This window comes from Nocardia sp. NRRL S-836 (assembly GCF_001279525.1).
GTDB lineage: Bacteria > Actinomycetota > Actinomycetes > Mycobacteriales > Pseudonocardiaceae > Lentzea.
In genome coordinates this window covers 156,401-171,979 of sequence record NZ_LGDY01000093.1, presented here as the reverse complement: position 1 = coordinate 171,979, position 15,579 = coordinate 156,401, and the positions used below count along the sequence as shown (strand labels likewise).

Sequence of the window (15,579 nt, the reverse complement as noted above, 5' to 3'; positions counted from 1 at the left end):
GCTGTGGGAAGGGCCGGAGTGGGGCGGGCTGCGGTAGGGCGGGCTGCCGTGATCGGGCGGGCTGCCTTGGAGCGAGCCGTGGTGGGGGCTACCGCGGTGGAGCCAGGCGCAGTAGGGGCTGCTGTGGTGGGAAGGCTCGCCATGAGGCGGGCTGTGGTGGAGCGAGCCACCGTGGGACGGGCCACCGTGGGGCGGCCTGCCGTGATCGGTCGAGCCGCCGTGATCGGTCGAGCCGCCGTGGAGCGAGCCGTGATGAGGCGAGCCGCGATGCGGGCCGCAGCGGGCAGGCTTGCGCAGGGGTCCCCCCGACGTCAGGGCCCCCTGCGTCCCAACGTACTCAGCGGGTCCGACAGAAACGTGGAAGCGGCCAAGAGCCCCGTCAGCGATCTGCGCCCGAACGCCCGGCCCAGCCGGACGTGCACCCGGCTCGGCGAGCCGAGTGCCCGGCCCAACCGGGTCTGCGCACAACCCGGCGCCACGAGCGCGCGGCCTATCCAGACATGCGCACAACCCGGCGCCACGAGCACGCGACCTGGCGCACCGAACGCGTGCCCCGCCGAAGCCGGGGTGCCGAGATGAGGGTCGCCGTCGCCGCCATGGGCGACGTGGAGCTGCACCCGCTCGACGTCCAAGCCGCCGCCCACCTCCCCGTGGTCCGTGCCCACGAGTTCGCCGCCGCCCGAGGCCTGCTGCGCAGCCTGCTCACCGAACTCCCCGAGTTCGGCGGAGGCGACGGCGACGGCGAAGGCGAAGGCGGCCGCAACGTGCGCATCGCGGCGCGTGAGAGTGGGCAGCCGTACCTGCCCGACCACCCCGACCTGTCCATCAGCCTGTCGCACGACGGCGGGTACGTCGCCGCTGCCTGTCAGCGGGGAGAAGGGATCGGGGTGGACGTGCAGGTGCCGGTGCCGGCGTCGGAGGGGTTGTTGCGGCGGTGCGGGGTGGGGGAGTTGGCCGGGTTGCCGCAGAGCGAGCGGGACTGGGAGTTCGCCTGGGTCTGGACCGTGCAGGAGGCGTGTGTGAAGGCGACCGGTGAAGGGTTGTCCGGGCGGCCGTGGGCGGTTCCGGTGGCGCGGGGACAGGCGAGTGGGCGGTGGGGCGGGGTGCGGTGGAGCCGGGTGCGGCACAGCGTGGTGCCGGTGAGCGTGGCGTTCCTGGAGGGGCGATGATCACCGGGTTGAGCTGCTACACGACGAACCTGGTCGGGTATTTGGCCAGTGAGTTCGCGGGGACCGAGGCGACGTTCGCCGAGTCGGTGCGGCTCGCGGTGCGGACGGACCTGGACGAGCTCGCGTTCTCGCACCACCGGTACCCGTTGAACCGGCTGCCGGACGGCACCCAGCTCTCCTACGCCACCGGCGACCCCGTGCAGGGCATCGCCGACGAGCTGGAGCGGTACGGGCGGTGCCTCGTGGTCACGGACAACGCCAAGCTGCCGTGGTCGCCGGGCAGCAGCCCCGCGCCGCACTGGGTGCTGGTCGAACGCCGGCGGCAGGACCGCTGGTACGTGCGCGACGGGTTTGCCGGGCTGCTCGCGGACGGGGAACAGCACCCGTTCGCCGGGTGGCTCACCACCGAGCAGCTCGTCACGGCCATGCGACCGGGTGAGTGGACGACCGAACAGAAGATCAGGAACGAGCACGTGTTCGGTTTTCCGCTCGAACAACCACCAGGCCCGTTGTGGCTCACTCGCGAGCCGGGTCCCGGTGTCACGCCGCGGCTCGACGGCGAGTGGCTGCGCAAGGACGAGGAAGTACTGCCGTTCCTGGCCGACCGCATCACCGAACGAAACCTCGACGACCTGTGGACCGCGGCGCAGCACCGGGCCTTCCGGCACCGGCTGTTCGGCCACACCGACGCGGGCACCGCCTGGGAAGGGCTGCCCAAGGCGCTGCGGTTCGCCGTGGACTCGGCGCGCAGGGGACGGCCGCGCGCGTCGCTCGTGCACAACACCCTGCGTCACCTGCTTGAGCTCGAAACCGATCTCGCCCCGGAGGCAACCGTGCTGACCACCCGCTCCCTCTACGACTGGTTCCACGCGTCCGCACAGGAGTACCCGGACAACGTCGCCATCGAGATCTCCAGCGTCACCCTGACCTACGCCGAGCTGCAGGAAGCCGTCGAACGGGTCAGCGCCGCCATGCTGGAGAACCTCGGCCGCGCACCGAAGCGCGTCGGCCTGATGACCTCGCGCAGCCTGATCGGCTACATCTCCTACCTGGCCGGGCTGCGGCTCGGCGCGACGGCGGTGGCCCTCAACCCGGCCGCGCCCGCCGTCCGCAACCTCGGCATCACCGAGGACGCCCACGTGGACTTCACCATGATCGACGACAGCTCCGGCGAGGGGCTGGAGGAGTACCGGGCGAAGACGACCGTGCCGCTGTTCGACATGACCGGCGACCGCTGGCGCAAGTTCCTGCTGCCCGCCAACGGGACGGCGATCCCCGACATCATCCGCCCCGACCTCGACGAGGGCTCGTACGTCGTCTACACCAGCGGTGCCACCGGGAAGCCGAAGGGCGTGCCGGTCACGCACACCAACGTCAGCTGGTTCCTGGCCGAGGTCATGAAGCGCTACAAGCTCACCCCGGACTCGCGGGTGGCGCAGACGTTCGAGATGTGCTTCGACGGTTCGATCCTGTCGATGTTCGGTGCGTGGGGCTCCGGCGCGACCCTCGTCGTCGCGGAACGCGGTGACGTGCTCACGCCGGTCAAGTTCATCAGCGGCAAGCGGCTCACGCACTGGATGTCCGTGCCGTCGCTGATCTCGTTCGCCAAGCGGCTGCGCGCCCTCGCACCGAACAGCATGCCGACGCTGCGGCTCAGCTCGTTCGGCGGCGAACCCCTGACCGTGGAACAGATCGAGGCCTGGACGCAGGCGGCACCGAACACCGCGGTGATCAACTGCTACGGCCCCAGCGAGGCGGCGTGCATCGTCACCGCCTACGAGGTGCCGGCCGACCCGCAGGACCGCATCGTCACCTCCAACGGGTCCGCGCCCATCGGCACGGTGTTCGACCACCTCGACCACGTGCTGTTCAACGACGAGTTCGAACCGCAGGACGACGACGGCGAGCTGTGCGTGCGCGGCCCGCAGCGGTTCCCCGGCTACCTGACCGAGAGCGAGAACATCGGCCGCTTCGTGTCCTGGAAGGACGGTGAGGCGCGCGGAACCCTCTACGACGGCACCAGCCCCGTCTCCGGCGACCTCTGGTACCGCACCGGCGACCGGGTGTGCCGGGAGAGCGGCGAGCTGGTCCACATGGGACGGATCGACCACCAGGTGAAGGTGCGCGGCAACCGGGTCGAGCTCGGCGAGATCGAGTCCGTGCTGCGCCGCCACCCCGGTGTCGTCGAGGCGGTCGTGCTGGCCGTCACCGCGGCGGACGGCGAGATCGACCTGCACGCGTTCCACACCGGTGCCGAGGTCAGCGAGGAGGAGCTCACCGAGCTCACCGACACCCTGCCGGTCTACATGCGGCCGCGCGCGTTCCACCACCGCGCCGACATCCCGCTGACCGACATCGACAAGGTCGACCGCAAGCGGCTGCTCGCGGAGTTCCTGGAGGCACAGGGTGTTCGTTAGTCCCGCGACGGCGATGCAGGAGTCCGTCTGGTGGATCCACCAGCGGGCCCGCAACAAGTCCCTCTACAACCTCACCTGGCGGCTGCTCTGCGACCGCCCGCTCGACACCGAACGGCTGCGCGCCGCCTGGCAACGCCTCACCGACCGTCACGAGGCCCTGCGCACGGCCGTCCAGCGGACCGGCGACGACGTCACGCTGACCGTGCACGACACCCGGCAGGCCCGCCTGGACGTCGTCGAGGTCCCCCACGGCGACGAGGAACTGGCCCGCTTCATCGCGGAAGAGGTGCAGGAACAGCCGATCGACCTCGCCGACGCGCCGCTCGCCCGCCTCACGCACGTGCGGGTGGGGGAGCGGCACGAGCTGCTGCTGACCGTCCACCACATCGTGCTGGACGGCTGGGCGATCCAGCTGCTGATGGCCGAGCTCTCGACCGCCTACGAGGGCGGTGAGTTCGACTCCGACGCCGTTCCCTTCACGGTGTACGCGGTGGAACAGCACGAGGCCCGCGCGAGCGGCAAGTGGGACAAGACCTTGGACCACTGGCGTTCGGCGCTCGACGGCGCCACCGCCACGACCGTCGCCGCCGACCGCCCCGGCCGGTTCGGCGTCGGCGCGCCCGGTGTCGTGATCAGGCACATGCTGAGCGCCGAGGCCAGCGCGGGCGTCGCGGCGCTGGCCAAGGCGTCGTTCGCCACGCCGTTCGCGATCATGCTGGCGGCACTGGAGATCGTGCTCGCCCGCACCGCCGGCAACGACATCAGCCTCGGTGTCGTCGCCGCGAACCGGATGAGCGCACGCGACCAGGCCCTCATGGGCTACACCGCGAACCTCTGCGTGGTGCGGGCGTCCATTGAGGACACCGACACCATCGCGGCGGTCGCCACCCGCGCCCGCGACGGGCTGTGGCAGATGTTCGCGCACCAGCACGTGCCGTACCCGGCCGTGTTCGCCGCGCTTCCCCCTGCCACGCAGGCGTCCCTGACCGACGCGGCACCGCTGCTCGTGAGCTACCTCGGCTCGATCGGCTTCGACCTCAAGCTCGGCGACGTCGGCCTCACCTGGCTCGCCAGCCCCAACCGCGCGGCCCGTGCCGACATGGCCATGTCGTTCGCCGAGGTCGACGGCGGCCACCGCGCCGAACTGGAGTACAACACCGGCCGCTACGACCGCGACACCGTCGTCGGCCTGCTCGACGACGTCGACGCCGTGCTCAGGGCCGATCCCGCGCTCACCGTCGGCGCCCTGCCGGTCAGGACCCGCGCGGTCGCCGGCCGCGCCGAGACCGAAGCCGTGGAGCACCAGGCACTTCCGTCCGGAACCGAGTGGGAGGTGATCGCGCAGGAGTGGGCCGCGCTCGTCGAGTCACCGCCCACCGGCCCGGACGCCGACTTCTTCGCCTCCGGCGGCCACTCCCTGCACGTCGTGCGGCTGCTGGCGGCCGTGCGGGACCGGCTGGGCGCGCCCGTCGACATCGCCGACTGGCTCGTCGAACCCACCCCGCGCCGGCTCGTCACCCAGCTGCTGAACACCGAGGAGCAGGCGGCGCCGAGCACGCTCGTGACGTTGCGGGACGGCCCCGGCACGCACCTGCACCTGGTCCACGGCGCGGGCGGCGGCGTCCAGGACTACCGCGAGCTCGCTGCGGCGCTCCCGGACGACTGGCGCGTCACCGTGTCGCAGGAGGTCGAACCGCTGGCCACCGTGCCGATGATGGCCCGCGCCTACCGCACCGACCTCGACCTGGCCGGGCTGACGCCCGACGTGCTGGCCGGCTGGTCGATGGGCGGGCAGGTCGTGTTCGAGATGGCCGCCCGCTACCCGGAACCACCGCTGCTCGCCCTGATCGACTCGACGCCACCGATCGGCCAGAACTACCCCGAGGACGTCGAACGCGAGTGGTTCCAGGACTTCGGCCGCAACGTCATGGCGTCGTTCGGCGTCGAGGGCGAGTTCGGCGACACGCTGGTGATGGCCGCACGGCTCGCCCAGGCCGGCCACCACGTGCCCGCGCACGTGCTGAGCGAGCGCTGGGATGCCTTCCTGCGGCACGCCAGGGCCTCCGCGGGCTACACGGCTCGCAAGCCGCAGCAGACCCGTGCGGTCGTGGTCGCCGCCGACCTGCTGGACAGCCAGCTCGACCAGTGGGCGACGCTGACCGACGCCGCCAAGCACCGCATCGACGCCGACCACTACGGCGTGCTGCGCGGGGAGGCCGCGCGGGAGCTAGCGCTCGTCCTGGTGGATGCGGCGGTGCAGTGACTCCATCCGCTCGTCCAGCTGCGCCGCGATCAACGCCGACGACATGAGCTCGTCGACGAAGTCCGCGGGCGGCCGGTCGTCGTACTTGTAGAACAGCTTGTGCTCCAGCGTGGCCCAGAAGTCCATCGCGATGGTCCGCAGCTGCACCTCGACCTTCACGTGCTCCACCCGGTCCGACAGGAACACCGGGATCCGCACGATGAGGTGCAGGCTGCGGTACCCGTTCGGCTTGGGCACGGCGATGTAGTCCTTGGTGAGCAGGACGTCCACGTCGTGCTGGCTCGCCAGCATCGCCGACACCCGGTACACGTCCGACACGAACGGGCAGATCACCCGCACGCCCGCGATGTCGTCGAGCTGGTCGCCGATGCGGTCGGGCTCGAACGGCAGGCCCTTGCGCCGCAGCTTCTGCAGGATGCCCTCCGGCTTCTTGACCCGGTTCGTGATGTGCTCGATCGGGTCGTGCCGGTGCACCGAGTCGAACTCCTCGCTGAGGATCCTCAGCTTGGTCATCAGCTCTTCGATCGCGAACTTGTAGACGAGCAACCTGCGTTCGAGGTCGCGAAGCAGGCTGAGGTCGTCGGCCAGGTCGGTCACGCCGTCCAGCGTACTGACCTGGCTATCGGTACTGGTTCACGGCTTGCGGCGCGTAACCGTAGAAGCCGGGCAGGCCGCCGGTGTGCAGGAACACGACCGGCTTGGTCAGGGTGGGTGCGAGGCGCTCGAACGCCACCGCGGCCTTGCCCGTGTAGACCGGGTCCAGGATCACCCCTTCGGTGGACGCGAACAGCTTCAGCACGGCCCACATCTCGTCGGTCGGCACGCCGTAGCCGGCGCCGATCGTGTCGTCGGTGACGGTGACGTGGCCGAGCTTCGGAGCGGCCCGGCCGAGCAGCCCGGCGGCGTCGGTGGCGAGCCGGTGCAGCTCCGCGGTGGCCTCCTCGGCGCTGTGCGAGACGCTGGCGGCGTGGACGGTGCCCGGCCACCCCAGCAGCTCGGTGCCGAGCGCGAGGCCCGCGGCGGTGGCGCCGGAGCCCTGCGGCACGACGACGCACGCGTCGTCGATGCCGCGCTCGCCCAGCTGCCCGACCAGCTCGACGGCGGCGGCGACGTAACCGAGGGTGCCCAGCGCGTTGGAACCGCCGACGGGGAGCGTGACGGCGCCCGCGTGGTTGACCCGGTCGTAGACCTCGACGGCCTCCTCCGGCGTCGCGCAGACGTGCACGTTCGCGCCGAACATGTGGTCGAGGACGACGTTGCCCGACTGCTCGTAGGCGGGACCGGACATCGGGACCTTGGCGGTCAGCACCAGCTCGCAGCGCAGACCGAGCTTCGCGCACGCCGCGGCGGTCTGGCGGCCGTGGTTGGTCTGCAGCGCACCGAACGTGATGATCGTGTCCGCGCCCTGCTCGACCGCCGCGCCGAGGAGGAACTCGAGCTTGCGGAGCTTGTTGCCGCCCGCGCCGAGGCCGTTGACGTCGTCGCGCTTGACCAGGACGGGCGGGCCGCCGAGCGCCGCGGCCAGGCGCGGGGCGTCGTCGAGCGGGGTCGGCCAGCTGCCCAGGCTCACCCTGGGGAACGCGGTCAGGTCCATGGGGCGAGCTTAAATGCCACGCGGAGGGGCAAGGCGGGACCGGCGGCGTAGGCGGGCGGGGTGGACGGGCGGGGTGGACGGGCGGTGCGACGGCGGCGCGCACCGCGGGCCGCGGACCACGGTGGCGCTGCCGGCCGCGGGCCACGGCTCACGACGGCTGCGGCACGCGCCCGTCCACAGTGGAACCCACCAGCCCGCCGCCCGCCAGCCGCCGCCCTCCTACACCTCCCGGCCGAACTCGGCGTACCGCGTGGAACCGCTTTCCGCCGCCGCCACCGCGAGCACCAGCCGCCGGTGCAGCGACGGGTAGATGCGCGGCCTGGCCTCGTCGAGCGTCAGGTACACCACGGACTCCAGCTCGGGGTCGTGCGCCACGGCACCGTCGAGCACACCGCCGTCGAACACGAACTGGTGGCAGTCGCGCCAGACGCCGTTGCGCGGCGTCCAGTCCACGACGAGCAACCGCCCGAGCGCGAGGTCCGTGCCGAGCTCCTCGCGGATCTCCCTGGCGGCCGCGGCCTTCGGCGACTCGTCGTCCTCGGTCATTCCACCGGGGATGTCCAAGACGGACTTGTAGGTCGGCACCACGAACAGCATGCGTCCGGTGGAATCACGGATCAGCGCGCCCGCGGCGGAGGTCTTGGTGGGACGGCGGGAGGCCACGCCGGGGTCGTGCTCGGGTTCGGGCGGGCCCTCGTCGAGGACGTCGGCGGCGAACGCGGCCGGGTCGCCGTGGTGCAGTGCGGTCATGGGTCGATGATCACACCACGGGGTGAATCGTGCGCACGCCGGTCCGCTCGTCCGTGCCTGGTGAGCGGTACCGCGGGTGATGACTGTGCGCAACCAAACGACCGAGGAGTACGCTGGGCGGTGTAACTCCGTGCGATCAATCGCCGATGTCCGAAGCGACATCGGTGGAGGTGACGCCAATGGGGGCAACCGGTGCCGCCAAGCGCAGACGCGACGGACACTCGGCGCCGTGGTCGGTGGTCGGGCTCACCGTCGTGTTCGTCGTCGTGGCCCAGGTCCAGTTCGCCATCGCGATCGCGGAAAAGGTCCTGTGGCCGGTCGCGGTCGGGGTGCTGCTGCTGGCCGCGGCGGTCGTGTTCGTGAAGACGGCACGCAGGCTGCGGTGGGACGACAGCGACCCGTACGAGGCCCCGGAGCAGCCGGCCAGGCCGCTTCCGACGGCCGAGCACGAGCGCCACGTCGACGTCGACGGCAGTCTCGCCCGTGCGGTCGGCGAGGTGGTCCACGCGTCCAGGCGCTGGCGGGCCTGACCGCGGCACGACGCGGACCGGGCCGGATCGGGCGGCCCGGTCGCCGTCGCACGTCTGCTGCTAGTCGAAGAGCCCGATGTCGTGCGCGACCGTCCCGGCCCGGTAGACCAGGTCGGGCCGGTGGGCGCCCACCCGCTCGAAGTCCACGGACGCGAAGATGATTCGCAGATCCAGCTCGCAGTCCCGGTAGCTGCCCTCGTGCAGCCGCAGGAACGCGTCCAGCATCGGCACCTCGGAGCCGCTCGTGACGATGCTCCCGAGCACGCCGAGCAGCTCGGCATCGGGACCACCGCGGCCGATCCGGTCGCACAGCTGCACGACGAACGCGCTGCTGGTGCCCACCTTCGTGGTCGCGAGCCGTTCGAGGGTCTGCACGCCCACGGTGATGTCGCGGCGCAGGCACTCCAGCACCAGGTCGGGGTACCGGTCGGCCCAGCGCAGGTAGTGGCGCGCCCGGTCGGCCGGGTGCGCCGGTGAGGCGGTGAGCTGGATCAGCGCCCGCGCGTAGTCCACGTCGAGGCGGTGTTCGGGCAGCGCCTCGAACGCGTGCTTGAACTGGCTGCCCGCCGGGTCGCCGGTGAACCGGACGTCCAGCGCCGCCTCGCTCAACGAGACGCGCCCCGCGAGCCCGTCCTGCTCCACGGTGGTCGGGACCGGTGTGCCGATGGCGAGGACCACGTGCGGCGGGGTGTCGCGCCGCACGTACAGCGACTCGATGAGGGTGCGCCATTCCGCGTCCGACAGCTGCGACTTCCAGAACGTCGTCAGCTTCGACCAGTCCGGCACGCCGATGTCGTGCGAGCTGCAGCACTGGTCGAGCACCACGTGCAGCACGACGAGGTTGAGGCTGTAGATCGCGTACCGCGCCGGTGCGGGCCTGCGCACCGGCTGGTAGGCCTCCAGCGAACGGGCGCGCGGGATCTGCGCCAGTGCGAACAGCCGCTGCACCAACGTCTTCAGCGCGTCGCGGTGCTTGTCGGCACCCGCCATCTCCATCAGGAACTCGATCACCGGGTTGCTCGACGTCAGCGGCGCGAACGACAGCAGGCCCCACAGCAGGCTGTCGTCGGGCTGCGCGCCGGTGATGCGCCGCCCGGAGGACTCCCGCTCGCGCAGGTCGCTGAGCACGCACCAGATGAACCGCGCGACCAGGAACTCGCCGAAGGTGGCGTGCAGGAACTCGTAGGTGTGCAACAGGTGCTTGTCGCGGGTCGCCGTCGCGCACTGCACGAAGAAGAACCTGCCGACGATCCGGTCGCCCTCGCTCAGCGGCGTGCGCATCCCGTGCGTCGACTGCGGCACACCGGCGCGCAGCAACGCGGTCAGGTCCTGGTCGATCGCCTTGCCCGCCACCCACTTCGTGCCGCGCTGGAACATCGCGAACGCGACCACCGACAGCTTCTCCAGCTCCACCTCGACCGGGTCGTCGTCCGCCGCGACGACGTCGTTGCCCTTGTCGACCTCGCGGCGTGCGAAGCGGCGCAACAACTTCTCGTACAGGTCGATCCGGCCCAGGCTGTCGTGGTGGCGTTGCAACGCGTTGCCCACGGCGTCGTACAGCGCGAGCATCAGCAGCAGCAACGGCTGCTCGGCCAGGTCGTGGTGCGCGATCACCGCGCCGGCGGTCAGCGGCAGGACCTCGTTGTGCCGGAAGTAGTCCTCGTTGGAGGAGTTCCAGACCTCCAGCCACGCCGCCACGTTCGCGTCGGTGAAGGGCGCGAGCCGCAGCACGTCGGTGTCGAGCGGGATCTGCATGCCGCCGGCCACGCTGATCCGGCTGGTCACGACGACCGCCACCGGGTGCCCGGCGTCGGCGTGGTCGCGCTGGAACGTCTGCACCCGGTGCAGGAAGTCGGTCTGGCTCACCCCGGTCGCCTGCAGCAGCTCGTCGAACCCGTCGAGCAGCACCACCGGCAACGCGTCACCGGCCGCCCTCGCCATCGCCGCGAAGCTCACGTCCTCGTGCAGCGCCAGGCTGAGCCCCTGGTCGATCTGCCTGCGCAGGTCGGCCTCCGCGGCGACCGACCGCAGCTCCACGCGCACGGTCAGGAAGTCGCTGGCCGGCAGCCGCGCGGCCAGCACCTTCGTGAGCAGCGACTTGCCGGAGCCGGGGTCGCCGAGCACCACCAGCGGGTGGCTGACCGCCTTCGGCGAGGTCAGGTGGCCGACGAGGTACTGGTAGAGGTCGGAGCGCTGCTCGGGCGCGCACCAGAAGCCGAGCTCGGCCGGGTGAGCGCCCTGCGTCATCGGCACGACCTGGTAGTCCGGGTCGACGTAGGCGTGGCGGGTGATCGGGATCTCCAGCCCGGCCGGCACCTGGCCGGGGTCGATGATCGGCCGGTCCAGCACCGCCCGGTAGCGGTTCGCCAGCGCCCTGCGGCGCTCGTCCGGCTCGGCACCGACCCGTGTGCGGGTGAGCGCCTCCTCCAGCCGCGTCAGCCCGGCCGAGATGTGCGCGTTCTGGTCGGCCTGCAACCAGAAGGCCAGCTCGTGGTACTCGGCGCCCAGCTTGCGGACCAGCTCCTCGTACCGGGTCAGCGCGGCCTTGTGCAGGGTGGACAGCACCCGTTCGGTGCGGTCGCGCTGCTCACCGCTCAGCAGCGCCCAGACCGCCCTGTCCCTGACGAGCCGCAGGATGCCGCGGCAGGCGCCCTCGTACTGCTGCTCCAGGGCCAGGAGGTTCTGCTCGTAGGGGCGGTGCGCGCTGGGCAGCACGCCCTCGCCGTCGAAGATGTTGTTCAGCCCGACCAGCGTGCGCTGCTCGTCCTTGCCGAGCCCCAGCTCCGTGAACCGGAACGGCAGCTCGACCTGCTCGAATGCCTCGAACAGCGCCACCACGACGATCACGGTGTGGGCGGCGTGCAGGCGTTCGGTCCGGCTGTACCGGCTCAGGCCCGACCGCTTCTCACCGGCCTTGACCAGCAGCTCGTGGCTCAGCCGCACGAAGTCCGTCTTCGCGTCGAACCAGCCGAGCAGCTCGGACACCCCGCCGGCGGCACCGCCGAGCAGCGTGAACCCCGCCAGCCTGTCGAGCGCGGTGACGAGGGCGCTCTCCCTCTTGCCGAGGAGCCGGACGGCGTCCGCGTAACTGTAGGTCTTGGCCACCGGTCAAACTCTTGCCCGGTGATCATGAAACCGGGACGGCGGCTGCGGCGACAGGTCGTTTGGCGCCGTCCAACGGTCGCGGCTGATCGGCCGAACGGACCAGCCGGGCCGAAACGGGGGTCAAGGTTTTGCGCAAGGTTTTGGGCACGGCCCGGTGAGCAGGCTGGGCGGCGCAAGCACACCTTGAAGGGGGACGAACATGAAGGTTTCTTCTGCTCTGGCCGCTGTGCTGTTCGCGGCCACGACGTCGCTCGCGCTGATGGGGACGGCGAACGCGGCGGACGACAAGCCGGCGCCCGTGCACACCGGCGCGGCGGACACCGTCGAGTCCGGTGTCGGCAGCCTGGCGTGCGCCTCGCCCGCGCACAGCAACAAGGACACCCGCAGTGGCCGGTTCTTCGATGCCGGCAACGTCAACATCCGCCGCGGCCCGCACACCAGCTCGTGCACGTCCGACGGCCAGGGCCAGCTCACGCACAACGTCGACTACCACTGCTGGGCCCTGGGCGACTCGGTGACCAGGAACGGCAGCACTTACACCACGTGGACGTACCTGCGGGACACGACGACCGGCGTGCAGGGCTGGGTCAGCGACGCCTACCTCGACCTGAACTCCAACGGGCTCCGGGGCAGCCTGGTGGCGTGCTGATCCGGGCACCGCACGACCGGCCGCTGACCGCCACCGGCTCTACGGGCCGGTACCCGTGAGCTGGGCCAGCAACGCCACGGTGGCGGCGTGACCGAGCCGGTGGCCGGTGGCGAGGTGGACACCCAGAGCCGCCTCGCCGCTGGCCACCGCCGCGTCCACGGCACCGCACGCCGCCCATGCCTGCGCCTGAGCCGTGAGGGCGCGGCCGTGGAGCACCCGGAAACCGGCTTCCGCCGCCAGCGTGACCGCCTGCTCGGTCAGGCCGGGGTCGGGACAGCCGAGCGCCACCACCGCGGCGCTCAGCTCGATCAGGGACTCCACCTCGCCGCGCAGGTAACCGTCGCAGCGGGCGAGGTCCAGAGCGTGCCGGTGGCGTTCGGCCGCCTGGGCGCAGCGGTTCCACCTGCGGTCGACCAGGCCCAGCGCGTTCTGGGCGTCCAGCTCGGCGCCGCGGCTGTCCGTGTCGCGGGCCAGGTCCAGCGCGCCCTCCGCGTGCACCGCCGCCCGGTCGTGCGCGCCCAGTGCGCACTCGGCCAGGGCGAGCCGCGCGAGGGTCGCCGCCTCCAGACCGCGCGCGCCGAGGTCCAAGCGCAGCACGGCGGTGAAGTGCGCGACGGCCCCCGACAGCTCGCCCAGCTCGAACGAGATCCTGCCGAGCAGGCTGAGGCCGGCCGCCTCGCCGTACCCCGAGGCGTGCGCGCGGTGGAGGGCCAGCGCACGCCGGCACTGCCGTTCGGCGAGGCGCAGGTGGCCCATCTCGTGGTAGACGTCGCCGAGGTCGCCGAGCACCTCGGCCTCCCCGGCCTCCGCGCCGATCGACCTGACCACGGCCAGCGCCCGCGCGTGGCAGGCGGCGGCGTCGCGCAGCCGGCCGCGGTGGCGGTGCAGGACGCCGAGGTTGCCGAGCGCGGCGGCCTGTGCCTCGTGCCAGCCGATCCGCTCGCTGAGTGCGCGGGCGTGCTCGAAGTGCTCCGCGGCGAGCCGGTAGTGGCTCAGGCTGAGCCGCGCGGTGGCGATGCTCTGGTGCATGGCGGCCTGTGCGCGCAGGTCACCGTCCACAACGGACGCCTGAAGTCCCGCGTGTGCCGTGTCGAGCCAGTCGTCGTGGTGCTTGCGCAACCAGAAGTAGCCGCGCAACGCGTCCGCCAGCCGCCACGCCATCGGGCCGTCGGCCGTGTGGACGAGCGCGACCAGGTTGTGCCGCTCGGTGTCCAGCCACTCCAGCGCCTCGGCGCGGCCGCTCAGCGCCGCGCGCACCTCCGGCCGCGGCAGGTGCAGCACCGCCGGGTTCACCAGCTCGACGGCCGCGCACGCGGTGTGCAGGTACCAGTCGGCCAAGCGCCGCAACGCCTCCGGCTCCGCGCCGAGCTGCCGGGCGTAGAGCCGCAACAGGTCGTGCATCGCGTACCGGTCCGGCGCGGTCTGCTCGACCAGGTGCGCGGCCCTGAGCACGTCCAGCAACCGCCGGGCGATCGGTAGGTCCACACCGGCCAGTGCGGCAGCGGCGGAGGCGCCGTGGTCGGGTCCGGGGTGCCGGCCCAGCAGGCGGAACAGCCGGGCCGCGGGCGGCGGCAACGCCCGGTAGGACCACGAGAACACGCTCCGCACCGCGGAGGCCGGGTCGCCGGGCACGTCCAGCGCGTCGAGGTCGTCCAGCTCCGCCACGAGGTCCGCAAGGCCGGCCACGCCCGCAGCCCGTTCCGCCGCCACCCGCACCGCCAGCGGCAGCCCCACGCACCGCCGGACCAGCTCGGCCGCCACCGGGAGCTCCGCGTCGACCCTGGTCGCGCCCAGCACCCGGCGCAGCAGCTCCAGCGCCTCCGGTTCGCTCAGGCGCCCCACCGTGACCCGGTGCGCGCCGTCGCGGGCCACGAGCCCGGCCAGGTCGTCGCGGCTCGTCACCACCACGGCGCAGCCCTGCCGTCCGGGCAGCAGCGGCCGCACCTGGCCGGCCGACCGCGCGTTGTCCAGCAGCACGACCATCCGCCGCCCGGCCAGCGTCGAGCGGTACAACGCGGACTGCTCGTCCACACCGGGCGGAATCCGCTCCACCCCCAGTGAGCGCAAAAAACCCTCCAGCGCCGTGGAAGCGGTCATCGGCTCGGCCGTGTCGTAGCCGCGCAGGTTCACGTACAGCTGCCCGTCGGGGAAGTCGCCGCCGTGCAGGTGCGCCCAGTGCACCGCGAGCGCGGACTTCCCGGCGCCCCCGGTGCCCACGACCACCGACAACGGACGACCGAGCTCCCGCAACGCCTCCTCCCTGCCGACGAAGTGCGGGACACCGCCGGGCACCTGCGCGGGCGGCCGATCCGCCTCCGGTGGCGCCACCTCGGGTGCCTGCCGCAGCAACGCCGTGTGCAGCCGCCGCACCTCGGGCACCGGGTCGACCCCGAGCGCGTCGGCCAGCCGGTCGCGCAACGCCTGGTACTCCGCGAGCGCCTCGGCCTGCCGCCCCGACCGGTACAGCGCCAGCATGTGCTGCCCGGCCAGCCGCTCGTCCAGCGGGTGCTCGCGCACCGCCGCGGCCAGCTCGGTCACCAGCTCGCCGTGCAACCCCAGCTCCAGCCGGAGGTCGATCCGATCCAGCTCGACGCCGAACCGTTCCTTCGCAAGGCTTTCCCGGACGTTGTCGAGCCACGGCGTGCTCAGCCCCGCGAACGCCTCACCCCGCCACAGCGCCACGGCCTGGTCGAACAGCGCCAGCCGGGCCGCGGGACCGGCCTCCGCCCGCCCCCGCGCGAGCAACCGGTGGAACCGGTGCAGGTCCACGGTGTCCGGGTCCACCACGAGCACGTACCCGCCGGACCGGTGGGTGATCTCCACGTCCAGCCCGCGGAACGCCTGCCGCAGCCGGGACAGGTACGCGTACAACGTGTCACGCCCCCGCCGTGGCACGGCGTCACCCCACGCCCGGTCCAGCAGCTGGTCGGCGGACACCACCTGGTTCGCGTCGACCAGCAACGCGGCCAGCACACATCGTCTTCGGCCGTGCCCGAGCTGGACGGCCTGGTTCCCACGCCAGGCCCCCACAGTCCCGAGCAGCCGGAACTCGGTTCCCCCCATCCGACCGGGATAGCACGCCGGGGCAGCGCGACGGGCCGG

At 72.2% G+C, this 15,579-nt stretch carries 10 protein-coding genes; 5 read left to right on the top strand and 5 right to left on the bottom strand.

From position 1 onward, the window contains the following. The first annotated feature begins 575 nt into the window (after positions 1-575). The 3 genes from ADL03_RS16825 to ADL03_RS16815 are packed head-to-tail and all read left to right on the top strand — an operon-like array spanning position 576 to position 5,849. Positions 576-1,169, top strand: coding sequence for a 4'-phosphopantetheinyl transferase superfamily protein (locus ADL03_RS16825; RefSeq protein ID WP_063798611.1), 594 nt, complete (start codon positions 576-578; stop codon positions 1,167-1,169). Then, a complete protein-coding gene (locus tag ADL03_RS16820; protein ID WP_197288385.1) occupies positions 1,166-3,586 on the top strand; it encodes an AMP-binding protein in 2,421 nt (806 codons plus the stop codon). Before ADL03_RS16825 ends, ADL03_RS16820 begins: the two co-directional genes overlap by 4 nt. Further along, the gene (locus tag ADL03_RS16815) at positions 3,576-5,849 is read left to right on the top strand and encodes a condensation domain-containing protein (protein WP_197288384.1); all 2,274 of its coding nucleotides are present in this window, start codon (positions 3,576-3,578) and stop codon (positions 5,847-5,849) included. Before ADL03_RS16820 ends, ADL03_RS16815 begins: the two co-directional genes overlap by 11 nt. On the opposite strand, the gene ADL03_RS16810 is transcribed toward ADL03_RS16815, so the two are convergent. From ADL03_RS16810 to ADL03_RS16800, 3 genes are all read right to left on the bottom strand, one after another. Continuing rightward, positions 5,814-6,446 (bottom strand): GTP pyrophosphokinase family protein, encoded by a 633-nt coding sequence (locus tag ADL03_RS16810; protein ID WP_231641944.1) that lies wholly within the window; start codon positions 6,444-6,446, stop codon positions 5,814-5,816. The genes ADL03_RS16815 and ADL03_RS16810 overlap by 36 nt on opposite strands. A gap of 22 nt (positions 6,447-6,468) precedes the next feature. After that, positions 6,469-7,443: a D-cysteine desulfhydrase family protein gene (locus ADL03_RS16805; RefSeq protein WP_053734391.1), complete on the bottom strand. Its 975-nt coding sequence runs from the start codon at positions 7,441-7,443 to the stop codon at positions 6,469-6,471. Between the two features lie 219 nt (positions 7,444-7,662). Further along, complete coding sequence (locus ADL03_RS16800) at positions 7,663-8,193, bottom strand: NUDIX hydrolase (RefSeq protein ID WP_053734390.1); 531 nt, start codon at positions 8,191-8,193, stop codon at positions 7,663-7,665. A gap of 179 nt (positions 8,194-8,372) precedes the next feature. Here ADL03_RS16800 and ADL03_RS16795 point away from each other — a divergent pair, with 179 nt between their 5' ends. Beyond that, on the top strand, positions 8,373-8,723 hold the full coding sequence (locus tag ADL03_RS16795; protein ID WP_053734389.1) for a hypothetical protein: 351 nt from the start codon (positions 8,373-8,375) through the stop codon (positions 8,721-8,723). Positions 8,724-8,783: 60 nt separating this feature from the next. Here ADL03_RS16795 and ADL03_RS16790 read toward each other — a convergent pair whose 3' ends face one another. Continuing rightward, the gene (locus tag ADL03_RS16790) at positions 8,784-11,828 is read right to left on the bottom strand and encodes an NACHT domain-containing NTPase (protein ID WP_053734388.1); all 3,045 of its coding nucleotides are present in this window, start codon (positions 11,826-11,828) and stop codon (positions 8,784-8,786) included. Between the two features lie 199 nt (positions 11,829-12,027). Here ADL03_RS16790 and ADL03_RS16785 point away from each other — a divergent pair, with 199 nt between their 5' ends. Beyond that, positions 12,028-12,477, top strand: a complete 450-nt coding sequence (locus tag ADL03_RS16785; RefSeq protein WP_063798604.1) for a hypothetical protein — start codon at positions 12,028-12,030, stop codon at positions 12,475-12,477. Positions 12,478-12,516: 39 nt separating this feature from the next. Here the strand turns inward: ADL03_RS16785 and ADL03_RS16780 are convergent, their stop codons facing one another. Continuing rightward, positions 12,517-15,540: an AfsR/SARP family transcriptional regulator gene (locus ADL03_RS16780; protein WP_063798603.1), complete on the bottom strand. Its 3,024-nt coding sequence runs from the start codon at positions 15,538-15,540 to the stop codon at positions 12,517-12,519. Positions 15,541-15,579 lie beyond the last annotated feature (39 nt).

Bases quoted from the DNA above. Each gene is read 5' to 3' on its own strand.
- ADL03_RS16825 (WP_063798611.1), top strand. From the start codon at position 576: ATGAGGGTCGCCGTCGCCGCCATGGGCGACGTGGAGCTGCACCCGCTC.
- ADL03_RS16820 (WP_197288385.1), top strand. From the start codon at position 1,166: ATGATCACCGGGTTGAGCTGCTACACGACGAACCTGGTCGGGTATTTG.
- ADL03_RS16805 (WP_053734391.1), bottom strand. From the start codon at position 7,443: ATGGACCTGACCGCGTTCCCCAGGGTGAGCCTGGGCAGCTGGCCGACC.
- ADL03_RS16800 (WP_053734390.1), bottom strand. From the start codon at position 8,193: ATGACCGCACTGCACCACGGCGACCCGGCCGCGTTCGCCGCCGACGTC.
- ADL03_RS16795 (WP_053734389.1), top strand. From the start codon at position 8,373: ATGGGGGCAACCGGTGCCGCCAAGCGCAGACGCGACGGACACTCGGCG.
- ADL03_RS16785 (WP_063798604.1), top strand. From the start codon at position 12,028: ATGAAGGTTTCTTCTGCTCTGGCCGCTGTGCTGTTCGCGGCCACGACG.
- ADL03_RS16780 (WP_063798603.1), bottom strand. From the start codon at position 15,540: ATGGGGGGAACCGAGTTCCGGCTGCTCGGGACTGTGGGGGCCTGGCGT.